18 protein-coding genes are annotated in these 21,779 nt (G+C 72.8%); 6 read left to right on the plus strand and 12 right to left on the minus strand.

The genetic code is table 11. The annotated features are described in order from the left end of the window. Nucleotides 1-122: 122 nt before the first annotated feature. Nucleotides 123-899 (minus strand): SDR family NAD(P)-dependent oxidoreductase, encoded by a 777-nt coding sequence (locus U5C87_RS01275; RefSeq protein WP_330474849.1) that lies wholly within the window; start codon nt 897-899, stop codon nt 123-125. Between the two features lie 52 nt (nt 900-951). Here U5C87_RS01275 and U5C87_RS01280 point away from each other — a divergent pair, with 52 nt between their 5' ends. Together U5C87_RS01280 and U5C87_RS01285 are read left to right on the plus strand one after the other, a co-directional pair. Then, a complete protein-coding gene (locus U5C87_RS01280; protein ID WP_330474850.1) occupies nt 952-1,761 on the plus strand; it encodes an exodeoxyribonuclease III in 810 nt (269 codons plus the stop codon). Next, on the plus strand, nt 1,758-2,648 hold the full coding sequence (locus U5C87_RS01285) for an alpha/beta fold hydrolase (RefSeq protein WP_330474851.1): 891 nt from the start codon (nt 1,758-1,760) through the stop codon (nt 2,646-2,648). Before U5C87_RS01280 ends, U5C87_RS01285 begins: the two co-directional genes overlap by 4 nt. 102 nt (nt 2,649-2,750) lie before the next feature. Here the strand turns inward: U5C87_RS01285 and U5C87_RS01290 are convergent, their stop codons facing one another. After that, entirely contained in the window at nt 2,751-4,487 is a 1,737-nt protein-coding gene (locus tag U5C87_RS01290; RefSeq protein ID WP_330474852.1) for an MFS transporter, read from the minus strand. 7 nt (nt 4,488-4,494) lie between these two features. Beyond that, nucleotides 4,495-5,205, minus strand: coding sequence for an LppX_LprAFG lipoprotein (locus U5C87_RS01295; protein ID WP_330474853.1), 711 nt, complete (start codon nt 5,203-5,205; stop codon nt 4,495-4,497). 159 nt (nt 5,206-5,364) lie between these two features. Between U5C87_RS01295 and U5C87_RS01300 the strand changes: the two genes are divergently transcribed. Together U5C87_RS01300 and U5C87_RS01305 are read left to right on the plus strand one after the other, a co-directional pair. Further along, nucleotides 5,365-6,096 (plus strand): hypothetical protein, encoded by a 732-nt coding sequence (locus U5C87_RS01300; RefSeq protein WP_330474854.1) that lies wholly within the window; start codon nt 5,365-5,367, stop codon nt 6,094-6,096. Beyond that, complete coding sequence (locus tag U5C87_RS01305; protein WP_330474855.1) at nt 6,093-6,692, plus strand: HAD family hydrolase; 600 nt, start codon at nt 6,093-6,095, stop codon at nt 6,690-6,692. Before U5C87_RS01300 ends, U5C87_RS01305 begins: the two co-directional genes overlap by 4 nt. Here U5C87_RS01305 and clpB read toward each other — a convergent pair. Then, on the minus strand, nt 6,679-9,240 hold the full coding sequence (gene clpB / locus U5C87_RS01310) for an ATP-dependent chaperone ClpB (RefSeq protein WP_330474856.1): 2,562 nt from the start codon (nt 9,238-9,240) through the stop codon (nt 6,679-6,681). The genes U5C87_RS01305 and clpB overlap by 14 nt on opposite strands. Nucleotides 9,241-9,403: 163 nt before the next feature. On the opposite strand from clpB, the gene U5C87_RS01315 reads away from it, so the two are divergent. Beyond that, nucleotides 9,404-9,802, plus strand: a complete 399-nt coding sequence (locus tag U5C87_RS01315) for a DivIVA domain-containing protein (RefSeq protein ID WP_330474857.1) — start codon at nt 9,404-9,406, stop codon at nt 9,800-9,802. A gap of 31 nt (nt 9,803-9,833) precedes the next feature. Here U5C87_RS01315 and U5C87_RS01320 read toward each other — a convergent pair whose 3' ends face one another. The 7 genes from U5C87_RS01320 to dnaK all read right to left on the minus strand — a co-directional run bounded on the left by U5C87_RS01320 (nt 9,834) and on the right by dnaK (nt 18,528). Then, the gene (locus U5C87_RS01320) at nt 9,834-10,112 is read right to left on the minus strand and encodes a hypothetical protein (protein WP_330474858.1); all 279 of its coding nucleotides are present in this window, start codon (nt 10,110-10,112) and stop codon (nt 9,834-9,836) included. Nucleotides 10,113-10,130: 18 nt separating this feature from the next. Continuing rightward, entirely contained in the window at nt 10,131-10,796 is a 666-nt protein-coding gene (locus tag U5C87_RS01325) for an ANTAR domain-containing protein (protein ID WP_330474859.1), read from the minus strand. Between the two features lie 194 nt (nt 10,797-10,990). Continuing rightward, entirely contained in the window at nt 10,991-14,071 is a 3,081-nt protein-coding gene (locus U5C87_RS01330) for an ATP-binding protein (protein WP_330474860.1), read from the minus strand. A gap of 252 nt (nt 14,072-14,323) precedes the next feature. After that, a complete protein-coding gene (locus U5C87_RS01335) occupies nt 14,324-14,776 on the minus strand; it encodes a heat shock protein transcriptional repressor HspR (RefSeq protein WP_443082119.1) in 453 nt (150 codons plus the stop codon). A gap of 49 nt (nt 14,777-14,825) precedes the next feature. After that, nucleotides 14,826-15,839 (minus strand): DnaJ C-terminal domain-containing protein, encoded by a 1,014-nt coding sequence (locus tag U5C87_RS01340; RefSeq protein WP_330474862.1) that lies wholly within the window; start codon nt 15,837-15,839, stop codon nt 14,826-14,828. Between the two features lie 89 nt (nt 15,840-15,928). Continuing rightward, on the minus strand, nt 15,929-16,618 hold the full coding sequence (locus U5C87_RS01345; RefSeq protein WP_330474863.1) for a nucleotide exchange factor GrpE: 690 nt from the start codon (nt 16,616-16,618) through the stop codon (nt 15,929-15,931). Further along, nucleotides 16,615-18,528, minus strand: coding sequence for a molecular chaperone DnaK (gene dnaK / locus U5C87_RS01350; protein ID WP_330474864.1), 1,914 nt, complete (start codon nt 18,526-18,528; stop codon nt 16,615-16,617). The genes U5C87_RS01345 and dnaK overlap by 4 nt, the downstream gene beginning before the upstream one ends. A 225-nt stretch (nt 18,529-18,753) precedes the next feature. Between dnaK and U5C87_RS01355 the strand changes: the two genes are divergently transcribed. After that, the gene (locus tag U5C87_RS01355; protein ID WP_330474865.1) at nt 18,754-20,031 is read left to right on the plus strand and encodes a PQQ-dependent sugar dehydrogenase; all 1,278 of its coding nucleotides are present in this window, start codon (nt 18,754-18,756) and stop codon (nt 20,029-20,031) included. 12 nt (nt 20,032-20,043) lie between these two features. Here the strand turns inward: U5C87_RS01355 and U5C87_RS01360 are convergent, their stop codons facing one another. Continuing rightward, nucleotides 20,044-21,753, minus strand: a complete 1,710-nt coding sequence (locus tag U5C87_RS01360; protein ID WP_330474866.1) for an alkaline phosphatase D family protein — start codon at nt 21,751-21,753, stop codon at nt 20,044-20,046. Nucleotides 21,754-21,779: the final 26 nt, after the last annotated feature.

Genomic DNA, 21,779 nt, shown 5'->3' on the forward strand with positions numbered 1-21,779 from the left:
CCTACGACGGTAGGAACTTCAAGTACTCGAAGTCAAAGGCCGGCGGGACACCCGGGGTCGCCTGCTGCGGCGCGGGTCAGACAGGTCGGTCAGGGCGCGGTCAGGGCACAGTCAGGGCGCGGTCAGCGGCGGACGAGGCGCGCCCGGCTGCGCACCAGCGAGCGCGGGACGACCCGCAGCAGGCCGACGATCGCCTTGTACTGCAGGCCGGGCACCGACAGCACCCGCCCCTTGCCGACGTCGTCGAGGCAGTCGGAGACGAGCCTCGTCGGGTCGAGCCACATGAAGTCGGGTCCCGGCTTGCTGATGCCGGCCCGCTGCTGGAACTCGGTGTTGGTGAAGCCGGGGCACAGGGCCGTCACCGTGACGCCCGAGCCGGCGAGCTCGCTCGCGAGGCCCTCGCTGAAGGTCGTCACCCAGGCCTTGGCGGCGGAGTAGGAACCCGAGGCGATGAACCCCGCTACCGACGAGACGTTGACGATGCGACCGCGGCCGCGCTCGCGCATCGCGACCCCGGCCGCGTGCGACAGCACGAGCACCGCACGGGTGAGCACGTCGAACGCCGCCTCCTCGACCGCGACGTCGTTGCGCAGGAAGCTGCGGCGCTGGCCGTAGCCGGCGTTGTTGACGAGCACGTCGACGGGCCGGTCCGGGTCGGCCACCCGGTCGGCGACCGTCTGCAGCGCCGCCCGGTCGGAGAGGTCGGCGACGAGCACCTCGGCCGACACGGCATACCTGCTCGTCAGCTCTGCGGCCACGGCGTCGAGGCGCGCGCGGTCGCGGGCGACGAGCACGAGGTCGTGCCCGCGAGCCGCGAGCTGCCGCGCGAACTCGTGGCCGATGCCGGCGCTGGCGCCCGTGACGAGGGCCGTGGGTCGCGTCGCGCGCTCTGCAGTCATGCGGCTCACCCTAGGCACACGGCGCCGACCCGGCGGTCTAGGGTGGCCGACTGTGCGCATCGCCACCTGGAACGTCAACTCCATCCGGTCCCGCATCGACCGCGTCGCCGCCTGGCTCGAGCGCAGCGACGTCGACGTGCTCGCGATCCAGGAGACCAAGGCCCGCGAGGACCAGTTCCCGCTCGAGCGGTTCGAGGCCCTCGGCTACGAGGTGGCCCACCACGGCCTCAGCCAGTGGAACGGCGTCGCCGTCGTCTCGCGGGTCGGCCTCGAGGACGTCCGGGTCGGCTTCGACGGCCAGCCCGGCTGGGGCGAGCCGGCCGCGCCCGAGGCCCGCGCCATCGGGGCGCTGTGCAACGGCGTACGCGTGTGGTCCCTCTACGTGCCCAACGGCCGGGCGCTCGACGACCCGCACCTCGGCTACAAGCTGAGCTGGCTCGAGGCCCTCGCAGCCGCCGGCCGGGGCTGGCTCGCCGACGACCCCGACGCGCAGATCGCGCTGCTCGGCGACTGGAACATCGCCCCGACCGACGCCGACGTGTGGAGCGTGCCCTACTACGAGGGCCGCACGCACACCTCGCCCGGCGAGCGGGCCGCCTTCCAGGCCGTCGTCGACGCGGGCTACAGCGACGTCGTGCGCCCGCACACGAGCGAGCCGGGCACCTTCACCTACTGGGACTACACCCAGCTGCGCTTCCGGAAGCGCCAGGGCATGCGCATCGACTTCGCCCTGTGCTCCCCCGCCCTCGCCCAGCGAGTGGTCGGCGCCGCCATCGACCGCGAGGAGCGCAAGGGCAAGGGCGCGTCGGACCACGCCCCGGTCGTCTTCCAGGTCGGCGAGCCGTCGGGGTCCGACGCGTGAGGCGCCACGACCGCCGCGGCATCGTCACGCCCGACGGCGCCATCCTGTCCGTCCACACCCACGTCGACCCCGAGCTGCCGCCGGACGCACCGACGCTCGTCCTGGCCCACGGGTGGGCCGTCAACCACGAGAGCTGGCTCCCGGTCGTCGAGAAGCTCGCCGACGAGCCGGTCCGGATCGTGCTGTGGGACCAGCGGGGGCACGGGCGCTCGACGATCGGGCTGCGCCGGCCCGAGATCGCCTCGGTGTCGGTCGAGCACACCGGGCGCGACCTCGACGTCGTGCTGCGCAGCGTCGTGCCGCCGGCGTCCCCCGTGCTCCTCGCCGGGCACTCGATGGGCGGCATGACGGTCATGGCGCTAGCGGAGCAGCGGCCTGACCTCTTCGGCTCCCGGGTGCGGGCGGCGCTCCTCGTCGCGACGGCGTCGTCCCATGTCGCCCTCGGCGAGCGCACCGGCGAGGCGGCCGTCATGCGCCTGGCTGCCAAGGGCCTGCCGCTTCCCCCGGGCGGCAACGGCCGGATCCGCGCCCTCGTGCGCGGGCTCTTCGGCGCCGGCGCCGACCCGGTGGACGTCGAGGCCGCGTGCGACCAGGTCGCCGCGACCAAGCTGACGACCTTCGCTGCCTTCTACGGTGCGCTGCTCGGCGTCGACCAGCGCGCCGGCTTCCCCGCCCTCGAACGCGTCCGGGTCGCCATCGTGGCCGGCCGGCTGGACCCGCTCATGCCGGTGACGCGAGCGCGCGCGCTGCGTGTCGCGCTGCCGCACGCGACCTTCGTCGACATCGCCCGCGGCGGGCACATGCTGCCGTGGGAGGCCACCGAGGTCCTCGCCGACGAGGTGCGCGGTCTGCTCGCCGAGATGCGCGCCGGCACCCCGACCGCCTGAGCAGCCAGGACCAGCAGCCAGGACCGGAGGTCGCCGCCGGCGTCGGACGGCAGCGTGACACGTCTGCCGTCAGCCGCGGTCACGCTCTCCGCTGCTTCTCCGTCAGAGAGCGACGAAGCGGGGCGCGTCGGCGTCGGCTGGCTCGGCCGCGGTCACGCGGCCACTGACACCGAGGGTGAACGCCACCGCTGCACCGACGAGCGCGGCGATCGCGCCGCCGAGGAAGACCGTCTGCACCTGGACGACGCCGGCCCCGATGAGGTCATCGGTGTCGAGCTGGTCCGGCAGGCGGCGCACCGCCTCGAAGTAGCGGTTGAGCCCGATCGAGGTGAGCAGGGCGAGACCGACGACCATCCCGACCATGCGGGCGACGACGACGAGCGAGCTCGCGACGCCGTGCGCGTCGGCCGGTGAGTCGGCGAGCGCGGCGTTGTTGACCGGCGCGAGGGCCAGGCCCATGCCGAGCCCGACGACGACGAGCACGACCGTGGCCGGCACCGTCTGGCTGACCGAGTCCAGGGTCCAGCGCGACATGACGAGCAGGCCGCCCCCGGCGAGCAGGAGCCCCACCCCGGCCACGGCGCCGTCGCCGAGGCGGCGCAGCGACCACCCGCCGAGGAGCGCGCCGACGGGCACGGCCAGCAGGAAGCGGACCAGCACCAGGGCGGCGCCTGTCTCGTCGTAGGTGTCGGTGAGGCGCGCGAGCAGGGGCACGTCGACGACGACCGCCACGAGCGCGGCGCCGACGAGCAGGCTGACGACGAGCGCACGCAGCCCGCGGGCCCCGACGACCCCACGCGGGATGAGCGGGTCGGCGGCGCGGCGGTGCCACCACGCGAGCACGATGAGGGCGGCCGCACCGACCGGCAGCAGGCTGTAGCCGAGCGGTCCGACGACCTCCTTCTCCGGGTCGGACGACGCGAAGGTCAGCACGAGGCTGCCGAGGGCGACGGCCACGAGCGCCGCCCCGACGAGGTCGGCGCGCCGCAGGACGGCCCACCAGCGCGGGGCGGTGAGCACCACGACGACGAGCAGCAGCCCGAGGCCCACCACGCCGATCGGGGTCAGCACCCGCGACGTGCTGGCGAACGGGACGAAGGGCGCACCGAGCGCCACGTCGGTGACGAGCGCCTCGGGCGCCGCGAGCGCGAGCCCCGTGACGCCCAGACCGAGCACGGTCAGCACCGCCGCCACGACCGGGACGGCCCGCCCCCTGCGCGACCGCGCGAGCTCGGGCGCCGACCCCGACGGCAGCCCGCGGGCGCCGAGGAGGTGGATGACGGCATACAGCACGAGGGCCGCAGCGACGTTGAGCCAGAAGATCGCCCGCCAACCCGACCACGCGAGCACGACGGCGCCGATCACCGGGCCGAGCACCGAGCCCAGCTCCTGCACGGCGCCGACGACGCCGAGCGGCGTGCCGCGCCGGTGCGGCGGCCACAGGTCAGCGACGAGGGCGAGCGTCGCCGGCACGAGCCCGCCGCCGCCGATGCCCTGGAGCACGCGCCCCGTGACGAGCACCGGCATCTCGACGGCGAGTGCCGTGACGGCCGAGCCGACGACGAAGACGAGGAGGCAGCCGAGCAGGATGCGGCGCCGGTCGAGCAGGTCGGACAGGCGCCCGATGAGCGGCAGCACGGCGATGTAGCCGAGGAGGAAGCCGGAGATGATCGGCGTCGCGCGCTGCAGCGCGTCGATGCCGATGCCGACCCCGGCCATCATGTCGGTCAGGGCGAGGACGACGACGTAGGTGTCGGCGGCCGCGAGGGCCACGGCCGCGGACGCCGCCGAGAGCAGCGCGAAACGGTGGGTGCCGACGGGCTGGGCGCTGGAGGTCACCGGCAGGTCAGGGCTTGGTGATCGTGACGGGCTTGCCGTACTGGTCGAGCGTCAGGGTGTAGGTCGAGGTCGTGCCGGCCCCGAAGAACGGCCCCGTGATGACGACCTGCCGCAGCTCCGAGGCGTCGGTCAGGCCGTAGGTCGCCGTGAAGGTGCCGTTGGGATCGCCGATGAGGAAGAGGTCGGTGACCGCCTTGCCCGGCACGCTGCCCTTGATCGTCGTGAGCACCTCGGAGCCACGGCGCACCTGGTCGCCCGCGACCGGCGACGTCGTCGCGGTCAGCAGGGTGGTCAGGCCCTTGTCGGGCGAGAAGAGCACGGCCGGGTCGGGCAGGCCGAAGGCCTTGGGGTCGATCTTGTTGGTGCCGGGGATGAGCGGCAGCTTGGCGTAGACGTCGCCGTCGAGCGAGGTGATCTCGGCGTCGGCCTGCACCCCCTTGAGCGTCACCTTGAAGGTGCCCTTGAACGCCGGCGGGTGCTTGCCCCAGCCGTCGGCCGACACGACGCCGCTCGCCCCCTGGGGCACGTCGGCGCTCGCCAGCGTGAGGTGCACCGACGGCGCGGCGTCGACCTTGGCCTTGGCGGCAGCGAGGCGCTGCGCAGGCGACTGCTGCGTCTGCCCTGCCGCAGAGCCCCCCGAGTCGCTCGAGCAGGACGCCACCGTGACGACGCAGAGCGCCGAGAGGGCGGCGGCGGCGAGCTTTCCCGTGATGCGCATGGGGGTCAGGCTAACCGAGCGGAGCCGCCCCCTCCGGTCGGCCGCGCGGGGCCGCGCTCGGGCGGTCTCGTCGACGTGGGTCCGGCCAGGTGGGTATGGCTAGGGTCGGGGACGATCACGGCGGGACCACCCCGCCACCTGACGAAGGAGCACGAACCCATGGCCCTGCTCGGAGTGATCCTGCTGCTGATCGGCGCCGGAGCCGGCGTCGTCACCTACCTGGCGACGCACGCCGCCGCCGGGACGGTCCCCGTCTCGGCCTTCGGCTTCACCCGCAACGCGACCCCGCTCGAGCTCGCGATCTACGGCGCCGTCGCGGTCCTGCTCTTCGCGCTCGGCTGGGCGATGATCTCGGCCGCCGCCCGCCGCCGGGTCCGCCTGCGCCGTGAGGAGAAGGAGTCGGCCCGTCTGGCCGAGGTCGAGGAGAACGCCGAGGCCGCCCGCCGCGACCACGAGCACCGCCTCCAGGAGTCCGGCCTGCGCGACGAGGACCTGCGCCGCCGCGAGAGCGAGCTGGCGGCCCGGCACGAGGGCCTCGACACCCGTGAGGCCGAGCTGTCGCGCCGCGAGGCCGAGTGGCGCGAGCGCGAGGGCCCGTCGGTCGCCGATGTCGTGACCGGCCGCGCCGAGGGCAACGTCCACGAGGGCACCGCGTCGTGGACCGACGACCAGCGCTCGGCCGGCAGCGTCGAGCGCCCGGCCGAGACCCGCGGCAGCCGCCGCAGCGACCGGACCGACCAGACCGAGTCGGTCGACCCCACCGGTTCCCACGCCGACACCGGCCACGACACCGGCCACGACACCGGCCACGACACCGGCTCGACCTCCGACTCGACCACAGACCCCGCCTACGCCGACGAGCGCGCCCAGCAGCGCGACGGGGCGGCGTGAGGGAGCACACGGCATACGTCTTCGACCTCGACGGCGTCGTGCGGGACTTCGCTCCCGGCGACGCGAACCCGGCCATCGAGGCGGCCCTCGGGCTGCCCGCCGGGCACGTCGCGGCGACGGCGTTCCGCAGCGAGCTGCTGCTGCCGACCATCACCGGCCGGCGCAGCTTCGACGAGTGGTATGCCGCCATCTGCGCCGCGCTCGAGGACGTCGTCCCCGAGCCGGCGCGGGTGCGCGAGCACATGACGCGCTGGCGCGAGCACCGCGGCACCGTGATCGACGAGACCGTCGAGCGTCTCCGGGCGCTCCGCTCGGCCGGGCACCGCACCTACGTCTTCACCAACGGCACCGACTACGTGCCGCAGGAGATGGAGCTGCTCGGGATCACGCGCCTCTTCGACGGCCTGCTCAACAGCGCGGACTTCGGCGTGGTCAAGCCCGACCCGCTGGCGTATGCCGCAGCCCACCGGGCGATCGAGGCCGACCTCGGGCGCGTGGTGGCCCGTGACGAGGTGTGGTTCACGGACGACCGCGACGAGAACGTCGCGGCCGCCCGTGAGTTCGGTTGGGACGCAGAGGTCTTCAGCCGAGGGTGAGCGACTCCCCTGCAGCGTCGACGCCGACCTGCACGGTGGCGCCGTCGCGGACCTCACCCGAGAGCAGCCCCCGGGCCAGCCGGTCGCCGATCTCGCGCTGGACGAGCCGGCGCAGCGGGCGGGCGCCGTAGGCCGGGTCGAAGCCACGCGTCGCGAGCCACTGGCGGGCGTCGTCGGTGACCTCGAGGGTGATCCGCCGGTCGGCGAGCCGCTCGGCGAAGGCCCGCACCTGCAGGTCGACGATGTGCGCGAGGTCGTCGCGGCTCAGGGCGTCGAAGACGACGACCTCGTCGAGCCGGTTGAGGAACTCCGGCTTGAACGACGAGCGCACGATGCCCATCACCGACTCGCGGCGCGCCTCAGGGCTCAGCAGCGGGTCGGTGAGGAACTGCGACCCGAGGTTGGAGGTCAGCACGAGGATGACGTTGCGGAAGTCGACGGTGCGACCCTGGCCGTCGGTGAGCCGCCCGTCGTCGAGCACCTGGAGCAGGATGTCGAACGTCTCGGGGTGGGCCTTCTCGACCTCGTCGAGCAGGATCACCGAGTAGGGGCGCCGGCGCACGGCCTCGGTGAGCTGGCCGCCCTCCTCGTAGCCGACGTAGCCGGGGGGCGCCCCGATGAGACGCGCGACCGAGTGCCGCTCGGAGTACTCCGACATGTCGATGCGCACCATCGCGCGCTCGTCGTCGAAGAGGAAGTCGGCGAGGCTCTTGGCCAGCTCGGTCTTGCCGACACCCGTCGGGCCGAGGAAGAGGAAGCTGCCGGTGGGCCGGTCGGGGTCCGAGACGCCGGCCCGCGTGCGGCGGACGGCGTCGGAGACGGCACGCACGGCGTCGGTCTGCCCGACGAGGCGGGCGCCGATGTGCTGCTCCATGTGCAGCAGCTTCTCGGACTCGCCCTCCATGAGCCGCCCGGCAGGGATGCCGGTCCAGGCCGAGATGACGTCGGCGATGTCGTCGGCGCCGACCTCCTCCTTGACCATCGGCTCCTCGTCGACGGACGTGGCCGCCGCCTCGCGCTCCTGGGCAGTCGCGAGCTGCTTCTCGAGGGCGGGGATGTCGCCGTAGGCGAGCTTGGACGCGCCCGCGAGGTCGCCCTCGCGCTGGAGCCGGTCGGCCTGCACCCGGAGGTCGTCGATCTGGGCCTTGATGTCACCGACGGCGTTGAGGCCGGCCTTCTCGGCCTCCCACCGGGCGTTGAGGGCCGCGAGCTCCTCGGACCGGTCGGCGAGGTCCTTGCGCAGCCGGGCGAGCCGCTCCTTGCTCGCCTCGTCGGTCTCCTGCTCGAGGGCGAACTCCTCCATCTTGAGCCGGTCGACGGCGCGGCGCAGCTCATCGATCTCGACGGGGCTCGAGTCGATCTCCATGCGCAGGCGCGAGGCGGCCTCGTCGATGAGGTCGATGGCCTTGTCCGGCAGCTGCCGTCCGCTGATGTAGCGGTCGCTGAGGGAGGCGGCCGCGACGAGCGCGGAGTCGGCGATCGTCACCTTGTGGTGCGCCTCGTAGCGCTCCTTGAGCCCGCGCAGGATCGCGATGGTGTCCTCGACCGACGGCTCGCCGACGAAGACCTGCTGGAAGCGGCGCTCGAGGGCGGCGTCCTTCTCGATGTGCTTGCGGTACTCGTCCAAGGTCGTGGCGCCCACGAGCCGCAGCTCGCCGCGGGCCAGCATGGGCTTGAGCATGTTGCCGGCGTCCATGGCGCCCTCGCCGCCGGCGCCCGCGCCGACGACGGTGTGGATCTCGTCGATGAAGGTGACGATCTGGCCGTCGCTGGCCTTGATCTCCTCGAGGACGGCCTTGAGCCGCTCCTCGAACTCGCCGCGGTACTTCGCCCCGGCAAGCATGGCGCCGAGGTCGAGGCTGTAGAGCGTCTTGTCGCGCAGGCTCTCGGGCACGTCGCCCTCGACGATGCGCTGGGCGAGACCCTCGACGACAGCCGTCTTGCCGACGCCGGGCTCACCGATGAGGACGGGGTTGTTCTTCGTGCGGCGGGAGAGGACCTGCACGACCCGGCGGATCTCGGCGTCGCGGCCGATGACGGGGTCGAGCTTGCCCTCACGGGCGCGGGCGGTGAGGTCGGTGCCGTACTTCGCGAGCGCCTCGAAGGTGCCCTCGGGGTTGTCGGACGTCACGGGTCGCCCGCCCCGCAGCTCGGGGATCGCCTTCTCGATCGCGTCGGCGTCGAGGCCGAACTGTCCCGTGCGCGCGATGGCCAGCAGCAGGTGGTCGGTGGAGACGTACGAGTCTCCCATGGCGGTCATGTACTGCTGGGCCTGCTGGATGACGCGCAGGCCGGTGGGCGAGAGCTGGGGCTGCTGGGTGCCGCCGGTGACCTGCGGCATCGTGGCCATGGCGCGCTCGGCTGCGGCCGTCGCTGCGGCGACGCTCGAGCCCGCCGCGGTGAGCAGGGCCGGGGTGGTCGTGCCACTCTGGGCCGCCAGCGCGAGCAGCAGGTGCGCCGGCTCGATGTTGGGGTGGTGCTTGCCCGTCGCGGTCGTCGCGGCCTGGGCAAAGGCCTCCTGCGCCTTGGTGGTCAGAGACAGATCCATGCGTGCTCCTGGTAACGGGATGGGTTCACAGGCGTCAACCGGTGCTGACTTGAGTGTATTCCGCTCAACTTCGTGCGTCAGAGGAAGGTGACGTATGCCGCCCGGCGCGCGCCGCCGGGCCCGTTCCCACGCTCCGCCTCCTCCTCCACCTAGTCTCGGGCGCATGGACCGAACCGCTCTCGCCGACGAGCTGCGCACCGCGCGCTTCCGCACGACCCAGTTCCGGGCCGGCTACCGGGAGGATGCAGTCGACGACGTCATCGACACCATCGTGGGGCAGCTGACGGTGGGCGTTGCCGACCACGAGATCGTGCAGACGGCGCAGTCCAGCCGCTTCCCGACGACCACGGGCCGGCGCGGCTACGAGATGGCCGAGGTCGACGCCCTGCTCGAGCGGGTCGTGACGAGCCTCGGCGGCGCGGCCACCCCGACGTCGTCGACCGACGGCGCCCCGACCTCGTCGTCGACGCCCTCGCAGACGACCTCGACGTCCGCCGAGCCGCTCCCCTCCGCGCTCATCGAGCCGCCGCGCGGCTTCCTGGCGCGCCTCCTCGGACGCTGACGACAGCCCGGCCCTGAGCCGACCCGAGAGCTCAGCCGTGCGGGTCGGGGTCGTACCACCCGTCGTGCGCGGCGGCAAGCGCCTCGAAGCGCACGGCATACGCAGGGTCGGACGGCGTGCGCACGTAGACCGCCCACTCGTGGGCCTCGGAGTCGTCCTCACCGGCGAGCGCCTCACGGACGACACGGACGTCGGACAGGCCCTCGGCCTCGAGGTCGTCGGCGAGCGACTCGGCGACGTCCCGCTCGGGCAGCACGATGAGGTGCTCCCTGGTCCCGTTCGCGTCGTCAGCTCCTGCAGTCGTGCCCACGGCGCCAGCGTAGGACGGTCAGACGACCTCGTCCGGCTCGGCGCCCGTCTCGATGACGCGTCGGGCGACCTCGCGCAGCTTGACATTGTGGTCCTGCGACGCGCGGCGCAGCACCTCGAACGCCTCTTCGGACAGGATCCGGTGGCGCTCGATGAGGATGCCCATGGCCTGGCCCACGAGCCGGTGGCTCTCGACGGCACGCTCGAGGTTGGCCTCGTTCTGCCGGAAGCGGTCGACCATGACGATGCGGTCGACGGCCTGGGCGAGCGAGTGCAGCAGCAGCTCCGCGACGACGCAGTCGGCGACACCGGGCTGCGCGGTCACGGCGCCCCCCACCCACACGCGGCAGGTGGCGCGGGTGCCCGACGACTCGAGCAGGATCCCGCGCCCGTCCTGGGCGCGGGCCTCACCGGCGGCGGTCGGTGCGGACAGGACCGAGCGCACCGAGGGCGACAGGGCCGCCGGCGGCACGACACCGGACGCGCTCGCGTGCAGGTCGTGCTGGGTCGCCGTCACGCGCAGCACCGCCTCGCCGCCGAGCACGGCCCCGATCGTCGAGGCCGCCACGGCGAGGGCCTCCTCGAGGTCCTCGGAGCACACGAGCAGCCGGGCTGCCGCGGTGACGCGAGCTGCGTGCTCGACGCTGTCGTCGTTCGCAGCCGTCGCCGGTGGCAGGGCGGTCACGGGGCCTCCTGGGTACGCGTGGGAAGGCCCGCGAACTTGGAGGCAGCACAGTGTTGCATCCCGCCCCACCGACGGACAAAACCAGACACGGCCCAATCGCCTGATGGGCCGGTCGCCGCCCGTCGCAGCGGCGCCCGGACACCGCGGCCCCCGGAGCCACGAGGGCGCCGGGAGCCGTTGGGGTGCGGGTCGGGTCAGGCCCGGTCGGGGTCCTGACCGCTCTCGACGACGCGGGCCGCGATCTCGCGCAGCTTGATGTTGCGGTTGAGCGACGCCTGCCGCAGCATCTCGAAGCTCTGCTTCGCCGTGATGCGGTGGCGCTCGATGAGGACGCCGACGGCGTGGCCGATGAGCCGGTGGCTCTCGATGGCCTGCTCGAGCTGGTGCTCCTTCTCGGCCCGCGCCTGCTGGGCGACCACCCGGTCGACGGCCTGGCCCAGCGACTGGGCGAGGAGGTCACCGACGATGAGCTCGTCACTCGAGACGTGGCGCGGCTCGTCGAACTGCACCCAGGCCCGGCAGTCGGACTCGTGCGCCGAGGGCAGGAGCAGCAGTCCATCGCGCTTGTCACCGAGGAGCACCTCGTGGCCGTGCGGCGAGGACATCAGCCCCTCGCGCACGCCGTCCTCGAGCTCCGAGACGTCGACCCGTCCCCGCGGGGACAGCACGACCGGCGTGCCCTTGGTCGGGGCCACCCGCAGCGTCACCCCGCCGTCGAAGAGCACGGTGAAGCCGGTGACGGCGGTCGCCAGCACCTGGTCGAGGTCATCGGCGGTTGCGAGGTCGACGGCGATCCGCGCGGCGAGCTCACGCCGCATGCGCGACTCGCGCTCGCGCGTCTCGTCGCGGATGACGACGATGATGAAACCGTCGTACTCCGCCGTGCCCGGGACGCTCCCAGACCGCACGTGCACCCACGCCTCGCCGCCGCCGCGCCGAAGGATGCGGTAGCGGTCGTCCTCGACGGGTTGACCCGCCTGCAGCAGGTCCATGCGCCGCTCGTGCTGGCGCCGCTCGTCGGAAGACTGCGACTCGGGGACCCACCACGGGTAGGGCGGCACGAGCGGGCCGTCGGCGAGCGACCAGCCGAACGTGCGGGTGAAGGCGTCATTGACCTGCACGACGAGCCCGTCGGCGTCGACGACGACGAACGGCTCCTGGATGGCACCGAGGATGGCCCGCAGCCATGCCGCGTCGCGGGACCGCGACCGGGACCGGACGAGGTTGGCGGCGAGGCGTGCCCGCAGCTCCTCGGGCTGGAACGGCTTGACGACGTAGTCGTCAGCGCCCTCGAGCAGCCCGGTGGTGCTCGCCTCGACGCCGGCCCGCGCCGACAGCAGCACCACCGGCAGGTCCCGCAGCGCAGGGTCGGCCCGGATCTCGCGCACGAGCGTCAGGCCGTCCATGCGCGGCATCATGACGTCGGCGAGGACGATCGCCGGACGACTCAGGCGCAGGTGCTCGAGGGCCTCGACCCCGTCGCGCACCGACAGGACGTCGTAGTCGACGACGCAGTGCCGCGCGATGTAGTCGCGCATGTCGTGGTTGTCCTCGACGACGAGCAGCGTCGGCCGGGCTCCCCCGAGCGGCGAGGAGCTCGAGGCGCTGGTCCCTGCATCGGTCCGGGCAGCAGCGCCCCCGGAGACGGCCGCGGCGCTCGCACCCATGCCGGCCGCGACGTCGTCGCGGATCACCCAGCTGCTGGCCTCGTCGATGAACGACTCGGCCGACCGCACCGTGATCGAGGGGCGCAGCGCCTCGCGCGACGCCGGCTCGCCCCACGGGAACGACACCGTGAACGTGCTGCCCTGGCCGTGGACCGACTCGACCGAGACGCGCCCGCCCATGAGCTCGACGAGCTGGCGCACGAGAGACAGGCCGATGCCGGCCCCCTCGCGGGAGCGGCGGTCCTCACCGCGGTCGAGCTGGCGGAAACGGTCGAAGACGAGGTCGAGGTCCTTCTCGAGGATGCCGATGCCGGTGTCGCTGACCGCCACGGCGAAGCCCTCGGCGCTGCCGGTCAGCCGCAGCGTGATGCCGCCCCGCGGGGTGAACTTCAGCGCGTTGGAGAGCAGGTTGAGCACGACCCGCTCGAACATGTCGACGTCGACGAACGCCTCGTGGTCGAGCTCGTCGCAGAGCACCTCGAAGGTCAGGCCGGTGCGCTCGATGGCCGGCCGGAAGTTCGCGGCGATGCCGGTCGTGAGCTCCTCGACGTCGGCCGACACCCAGTGCGGCTCGACGACCCCAGCCTCGACCCTGGTCAGGTCGAGGATGCGGTCGACGAGGGCGGTGAGCCGGTCGGTGTTGCGGCGGATCAGCTCGAAGCGCGAACGCTGCTCGGGATCGAGCCCGTCGGCCTCCAGGGCGTCCTGGACGGGTCCCGCGATGAGGGTGAGCGGCGTGCGCAGCTCGTGGCTGACGTTGGCGAAGAAGTCGGTCTTGGCGGCGTCGAGCTCGGCCAGGGCCTCGGCGCGGTGCCGCTCGTCCTGGAGGCTGCGGATGCCGCTGAGAGCGCTCGCCACGTGGGAGGCGCACAGCTCGGCGTACGTCCGCAGCTGCGCGTCCCAGGGCCGCTGGGGGTTCTCGGTCAGCAGCAGGTGTGCCGTCGGCTCGGTGAGGCCGGGCTCGACGACGGGCACGACGTGCACGCGTCGCCCTTCACCGTCGACGGACGGGACGTCGTCGCCGGGCGGCCCCCAGCGCAGGTCGCTCGTGACGTGGTCGTGCCGGTGCGAGCGCAGGACGTCGAGGGTGCGGACGCGCACGTCCTCGGGCGTCCTGGCGTCGGAGAGGGCTGCGGCGAGGCTCGAGGAGACCTCAGCGCGACGCTCGGCGAGCACCTTGGCCGTCGTCTCGGTGGCGACGTTGAGCACGCCGACGACGGCACCGGACTCGTCGTGGATGGCGCCGTACGACCACGTGAAGTAGGCCTCCTCGAGGAAGCCCGCGCGGTCGACGACGAGCAGCTCGTCCTCGACCCACGTCGCGGCGCCACCGCCCGTGACCTCGGCGAACATCGGGCCGATGACGTCCCAGACCTCGGGCCAGACGTCACGCACGGGCCGCGCCCACGCACCGGGGTGCTTGCTCTCGCCGAGCAGGGAGCGGTAGCCGTCGTTGTAGACCATGACGAGGTCGGGTCCCCAGCACACGAGGATGGGGAAGCGGGACGACAGGCTGACGTCGACCATGACGCGCAGCGTGTCGGGCCACGACTCGAGCGGGCCGAGCGGCGTCGCCGCCCAGTCGGTGCGCTCGAACAGGCTCGACATCTCGCCCTGGTACGCGGACCCGTCGGCAGGGAGGTGCGCCTGTGAGGAGCCCGGGAGGTTGCCCTCCGGATGGTGCGGGGTCACACGACCTCCGGGAGTGGGATCAAGATGCAGCCTCCGGCGGCTTCAAACGGGCGCGCCCCATCTGCTTGAGGCCGCAGCACAGTCTGTCACACGCCAACGGCCCGGCGGCCCGCTACGCGGAGGTGCACCCCCCGCGACGCGGGTGCCCTCCGAGAGGCCCCGGCTCGCTCAGCGCTCGGGTCGCCACACGACGAGGGCCTGCGAGGAGTGCGGCCGCGGCGGCCGCTGGCCGGGGCGCACGGCCACGACCTCGCCCCTCGGGCCCACCGCAAAGACGCGGGCCCCCGACGACAGCGCGACCTGGGCGGCCGCCAGCTCGGAGGTCAGCTCCTCGACCCGGGAGCGGAGAGCTGCGACGTGGTTCTCGAGGTCGAGGATGCGCTGGATGCCGGCGAGCGACACCCCCTCCTGCGACAGGCGCTGCACCTCGCGGAGCAGCTCGACGTCGCGCGTGCTGTAACGGCGCCCGCCGCCGCGCGTGCGCGACGGCGAGACGAGCCCGAGGCGGTCGTACTGACGCAGCGTCTGGGCGTGCATGCCGGCGAGCTCGGCCGCGACGGAGATGACGAAGACCGGGGCGTCGTCGTCGTGCCCGCCGGTGCGGGCGCTCTTGCGGGCCATCATCGCCACCTCCTCTCGTCGGCTCTCGTCGGCTCTCGTCGGGCTCTCGTCAGGCTCGGGCGCGCTGGAACAGGTCGGCGCGCGGGTCGTGGCCGTCCTCGGCCGCGGCCATCTTCTCGACGGCCTCGCGCGCCTCGTCGGTCAGCCGCTGCGGCACGACGACCTGCACCTTGGCGAGCAGGTCGCCGACGTGGTCGCCGCGCTTGACCCCACGGCCCTTGAGCCGGAGGACGCGGCCGCTCGGCGTGCCGGGAGCGACCTTGACCTTGACCGAGCCGCCGTCGAGCGTGGGCACGGCGACGGTCGCGCCGAGCGCGGCCTCGGCGAAGGTGACCGGGAGGTCGAGCGTGAGGTTGTCGCCGTCGCGCCCGAAGACCGGGTGCTTGTCGACCGAGACCGTCAGGATCAGGTCACCGGCCGGGGCGCCAGGGTCGCCCTGACGGCCCTTGCCGCGCAGACGGATCCGCTGACCGTCCTTGACGCCCGCCGGGATGCGGGCGTTGATGCGCCCGAGGTCGGGCGAGCTGAGCGAGACCGTGGAGCCCTGCACGGCGTCGCGGAAGGCGATGTGGGTGCTCGCCTGGACGTCGGCGCCGGGGCGCGGGCCGGGCGTCGCGCCGTAGCCGCCATAGCCGGCACCGGGGGCCCCGCCGCCGAACATCTGGCCGAGGATGTCCTCGAGGTTGGGCTGGCCACCACCCGCTCCACCGGTGTTGAAGCGGACGCGCTGGCCACCGGGGCCACCCGCGCCACCGAAGGCCGAGAAGATGTCCTCGAAGCCGGCACCCTGACCGCCGGCGCCACCCGCGGTGAAGCGGGCGCCGCCGTGGGACATGGCACGGATCGCGTCGTACTCGCGGCGCTTCTCGGGGTCGGACAGCACGGCATACGCCTCGCCGACCTCCTTGAAGCGCTCCTCGGCCTTGGCGTCCCCGACGTTGTGGTCGGGGTGCATCGTGCGCGCGACCTTGCGGTAGGTCTTCTTGATCGTCGCGGCGTCGGCGTCCTGGGGCACGCCGAGGATCGCGTAGAAGTCCTTCTCGAACCAGTCCTGACTAGCCATGGCGCACCTCCTCCTTCGCGGTGACTCTCACGCTGCTCCCATCATCGGGTATGCCGCCGGGCTGCGTGTGCAGCCCGGCGGCGGACGTCTCAGGTGGGGTCGGCAACCGACACCCGCGCGGCCCGGACGAGCCGGTCACCGATGCGGTAGCCCGGCTGCAGCACCTGCACGACGGTGGTGCCCGTCGCGCCCTCGGGGAGCTCGGCCTCGACGTGCATGAGGGCCTCGTGCACGTTGGGGTCGAACTCCTGCCCGGCCTCGCCCAGGCGCTCGACGCCGTAGCGGCCGAGGGTGGACTCGAGCTTGTCGGCGATGGCCGCGAACGGGCCACCGGCGAGGTCGCCGGCCTGGCGCGCCATGTGGATGTCGTCGAGCACCGGCAGCAGCGACTCGACGACGCTGCCCACCGCGGTGTGCCGGATGACCTCGCGGTCGCGGTCGACGCGCTTCTTGTAGTTGACGTACTCGGCCTGCAGTCGCTGCAGGTCCGCGAGCAGCGTCGCGGCCATGGTGTCCTCCTCGGCGAGGGCGACGCCCTCCTCCGGGTCGGAGGACGGAGCGGACTCGCCTGCGGGGTGGTCGAACTCGTCCTCGCCACCGGGCTCGGACGAAGCGCCCGGGCCGCCCTCGTAGTACGTGTGGTGGCGCTCCCCGTGCTGGGACTCGCCGGAGCCGCCCCGGGGCGGGGTGCCGGCGGCGTCGCCGCCGGCACCCGTCGCGCCCGTGCCGGTCACGTCGGGCTGCTCGCCGGACGTGCCCTGGTTCGGGGACTCGTTCACTTGGCGTCCTTGGCCTCGTCGTCGTCGACGACCTCGGCGTCGACGACGTCCTCGTCGGCGTTGCCCGACGCGTCCGACGTGCCCGACGTGCTCTCACCCGAGGGCGAGCCGTCCTGCGCACCGGCGGCGTTGGCCGAGGCCTGCTCCGAGGCGTAGACGGCCTGGCCCATGGCCTGGGACTTGGTGTTGAGGTCCTCGACCTTGGCCTTGATGTCGTCGGCGCTGGCCTCGGAGCCCTCGGCGATGGACGCCTTGAGGTCGGCGAGCGACTCCTCCACCGGCGTCTTGACGTCGGCCGGGACCTTGTCGCCGGACTCCTTGAGGAAGGACTCGGTCGAGAAGACGAGCTGCTCGGCCTGGTTGCGGACCTCGGCCTCCTCGCGACGCTTCCGGTCCTCGTCGGCGTGCGCCTCGGCGTCCTTGACCATCTTGTCGATCTCTTCCTTCGACAGCGCCGAGCCGCCGGTGATCGTCATCTTCTGCTCCTTGCCGGTGCCCTGGTCCTTGGCACTGACGTTGACGATGCCGTTGGCGTCGATGTCGAAGGTGACCTCGATCTTCGGCACGCCGCGCGGGGCCGGCGCGATGCCGGTCAGCTCGAAGGTGCCGAGCGACTTGTTGTGCTGGGCGATCTCGCGCTCACCCTGGAAGACCTGGATGAGGACCGAGGGCTGGTTGTCGTCGGCGGTGCTGAAGATCTCCGAGCGCTTCGTCGGGATCGCGGTGTTGCGCTCGATGAGCTTGGTGAACAGGCCACCCTTGGTCTCGATGCCGAGCGAGAGCGGCGTGACGTCGATGAGCAGGACGTCCTTGCGCTCACCCTTGAGGACACCGGCCTGCAGGCTCGCGCCCATGGCGACGACCTCGTCGGGGTTGACGCCCTTGTTGGGGGCCTTGCCGCCGGTCAGCTCGGTGACGAGCGCGGTGACGGCCGGCATGCGGGTCGAGCCACCGACGAGCACGACGTGGTCGATGTCGGCGACCTTGATGCCGGCGTCCTCGATGACCTTGTGGAACGGCGCCTTGGTGCGGTCGAGGAGCGACTTGGTCATCTGCTCGAACTGCGCACGCGTCAGGGTCTCGTCGAGGTGGATCGGGCCCTCGGGCGTCATCGAGATGTACTGGGCCGAGATGTTGGTGCTCGTCGCGGTGGAGAGCTCCTTCTTGGCGCGCTCGGCCTCGTCGCGGAGGCGCTGCATCGCGATCTTGTCCTTGGACAGGTCCTGGCCGGTCTTGTTCTTCACCTGCGTGATGAGGTGCTGGACGACGACGTCGTCCCAGTCGTCGCCACCGAGGTGGTTGTCACCGTTGGTCGCGCGCACCTGGATCGTGGCGAAGCCGTCCTCGGCGTCCTTGCCGACCTCGAGGAGGGACACGTCGAACGTGCCGCCACCGAGGTCGAAGACGAGGATGAGCTCGTCCTCCTTGCCCTTGTCGAGGCCGTAGGCGAGAGCCGCCGCGGTGGGCTCGTTGACGATGCGCAGGACGTTGAGGCCCGCGATCTCACCGGCCTCCTTGGTGGCCTGGCGCTCGGCGTCGTCGAAGTACGCGGGGACGGTGATGACGGCGTCGGTCACCGACTCGCCGAGGTAGGACTCGGCGTCGCGCTTCAGCTTCTGGAGGATGCGGGCGCTGATCTCCTGCGCCGTGTAGGTCTTGCCGTCGATCTCGGGCGACTTCCAGTCGGTGCCCATGTGGCGCTTGACGGAGCGGATCGTCCGGTCGACGTTGGTGACGGCCTGGCGCTTGGCCACCTCGCCGACGAGTACCTCGCCGTTCTTGGAGAACGCGACGACGGACGGCGTCGTGCGCCCGCCCTCGGCGTTCGCGATGATGCTCGGCTCGCCGCCCTCGAGGACGGAGACGGCCGAGTTGGTGGTACCGAGGTCAATTCCGACCGCACGTGCCATGGGTGACTCCTTGTGAGCTAGGTGGAGATCGTGATGCTGATGGTCTGGTGAACAGGTCCTCGCTCAATCTGCTCCGGCCGGGTCGTGATTGTCAAAACCGGACTCGCAAATCTTGCGTTCACTCGACTCAACTCTGGGGTTGCCCCGTTTGTTCCCGGGCTCTGGACCGGGGTCGTCCCGGAGGGCGCACAGGCTCGCTCGCTACCGTCGGTGAGGGAGGTCCCCATGCCCGAGCGCACCGGCCGGGTCGCCCTCGCCGCGACCATGACCCTCGCCCTGTCCGCCGCCGCCTGCTCGCCGGGCGTCCCGTCATCCGGCACCAGCACCTCGCCCGCGAGTGGCCCGGCCACGGCGTCAGCGTCGTCCACGTCCGCGTCCACCACACCGGCGACCACACCGGCGACCACACCGGCGGCGACAGCCCCGACCGCACCTGCCTCGACGACGACGCGCACCGCCACTCCGTCGAGTCCGGCACCGACCTCCGTCGCCGGCCGCCCCACGGGCAGTGCGACGGTGGTGCGCACGCTCGCGACCGGCATCGACGTGCCGTGGGGCCTCGCGCGCCTCCCGGACGGCACGGTGCTCGTGTCGGCGCGCGACAGCCACCGGATCGACCGGCTCGACGTCGCCGCGGGCCGGCTCACCCGGGTCGGCACCGTGCCCGGCGTCGTGTCCAACGTGTCGCAGCAGGGCGAGGCGGGGCTGCTCGGCATCGCGGTCTCGCCGACGTTCAGGCGCGACCGCCTCGTCTACGCGTACTTCTCGACGGCGTCCGACAACCGGATCGCCGCGATCCCGTGGGACCCGTCGGCGCCGGCCGGGCGGCAGCTCGGCACGCCGCGAGTGCTCGTGCGCGGCATCCCCCACAACGTGCACCACGACGGCGGCCGGCTCGCGTTCGGCCCGGACGGCTACCTCTATGCGACGACCGGCGAGGCGCAGCAGCCCGCACTGGCCCAGGACAAGGGCTCGCTCGGCGGCAAGATCCTGCGGATGACGACCTCCGGCCGGCCGGCCCCGGGCAACCCGTTCGGCACGCTCGTCTGGTCCTACGGCCACCGCAACGTCCAGGGCATCGCCTGGGACGCGGCCGGGCGCCTCTGGGCCTCGGAGTTCGGTGACCACAGCGAGGACGAGCTCAACCTCATCCGCCCCGGCCGCAACTACGGATGGCCGCAGACCGAGGGACGCACGAGCCGCGCAGGCATCACCGGGCCGGTCGTCCAGTGGGGCCCGCCGCAGGACTCCCCCAGCGGCATCGCCATCGCCGGCGGCTCGGTGTGGATGGCGGCGCTGCGCGGGCAGCGGCTGTGGCGGATCCCGCTCGACGGCGCCCGCACCGCCGCCGCGCCGCAGGACTTCCTCGTCGGCCGCTACGGCCGGCTGCGCAGCGTGCTCGCCGTCGACGACCGGACGATCCTCGTCACGACGAGCAACCGCGACGGGCGACAGGCCCCGGGTGCCGGGGACGACCGGATCCTCCTCGTCCGCGTCACCTGACGCCCTACCGCGTCAGCCGGTCGGCAGCCGCACGCTCGAGACCGTCGTCAGCACCGGGTGGGCGTCGTCGCCGTCGCGGACCTCGCCGCCGCGCCAGACGATGGAGAGGTCACGGCCCTGCACGGTCAGCTCGGCCAGACAGTTGTCGAACCACGGACCGTCGGTGACCACCCAGGGGTAGGCGGGGTCGGGCACGCGCTTGGACCGCTCGGCGACGAAGCGCATCGGCCGCACCAGCCCCCGCGCGAACGCCGACATCATGACGCGGATCGCCCGCGGCATCGGGTTGCGGATCGGTGAGCAGACGGCCTGGATGACGCGCGAGGTGGCGCCGTGGCGCGTCCTCGCGTCGACGACCTCGGCGACGTAGGAGTTGTGGACGTCGCCGGAGAGGAAGACGACCGTGGCCGGGGCCCGGCCCCGTTCCCCGCGCGCGACCTCCATCACCATGTCGAAGACCTCGACGAAGCCGTCGTTGAAGGCCGCCCAGTGCTCGAGGTCGATGGACTGGCGGGCCTTCTCGGCGGCCTGGGCGACGACCTTGCCGTGGGTGCCCATCGCGAGCACCTCGTCGATGGCCTCGAGGTCGTGCAGGCCGGGCGGCAGCATGAAGGGCAGCGACGTGCCGATGAGCAGGTGCTCGACGTCGCCCGTCAGCTGCTCGTCGAGCCAGCGCATCTCGTCGGGGTCGAGCATCGAGCGGTGCTGCGGCTCGAGCACCCGCGCGGCCCGGGAGTCGACGACGACGAGACGGCTGTCGCCGAGGTCGCGCCGGAAGCTCCAGCGGTAGACCTCCGGGTGCCGGTCCGAGCGCCGCGCGAGGTCGAAGACGGCCTCGGTGAGGTCGAGCTCGCCCTCGCCGTCACCGGCGCCGGCGTCCCTGCCGGCGATGACCCGCGCATAGATCTCGTCGTCGGCGAGCTGCGCTGGCGAGAGGTTGCCGATGTGCTGGTAGACCCAGTACGACGACAGGCCGCCCATGAGGCGCTCGTGCCACCACGGGGTGCGGTTGATCTCCTCGTGCCACGTCCACGAGGTGTTCCAGTCGTCGCGGATGTCGTGGTCGTCGAAGATCATGCAGCTCGGCACGGTGGACAGCAGCCAGCGGTTGGCGTCGTCCCCCCAGGCGAGCCCGTAGAGGTGGGCGTACTCCTCGTAGTCCTTGATCTCCTCGCCGGGCGGCTCGTCGAGGCTGCGTCTCGCGGCGATGAACTCGCGCATGGCCTCCGACGTCTCGTCGGCGTAGACCTGGTCGCCGAGGAAGGCGACGAGGTCGGGCCACTCCTCCTCGCCGCGTGCGAGCGCGAGCGCGAGGGTGCGCAGGGCGTCGACGCCGTTGGTCTGGTGGCCCTTCCGGTCGTGCGGCACGGTCGTGCGGCACGACCCGAACAGCAGGCGCGTCGGACGCCCGCGGTCGATCGTACGGATGCGTGGCGAGGGGAACGGGCTGTCCGGCTCGGGCCACACGGGCGCACCGTCGACGCTCACGGCATACGACCAGTCACCGCCGGGCTCGAGGCCGTCGACGACGACGAGGGCGTAGTGGTGGCCCTTGACGGAGAAGGTCGGCGCGCTCCACTCGCGACCGTCGGCGTGCACGGTGGCGACCCCGGGCCCGGACGTCTCGAGCCACACCGTCGCGTCGGTCTCGCCGACGTAGCGCAGCATCGGCCCGAGGACGAGCGGGCCCCGTCGGGCGGGCGAGCGGTCGGGTTCGGTCATGCCGCAGGCTTACTCCACGCGCGCCG

It is taken from the genome of Terrabacter sp. C0L_2 (genome assembly GCF_036352015.1).
Classification (GTDB): Bacteria; Actinomycetota; Actinomycetes; order Actinomycetales; family Dermatophilaceae; genus Terrabacter; species Terrabacter tumescens.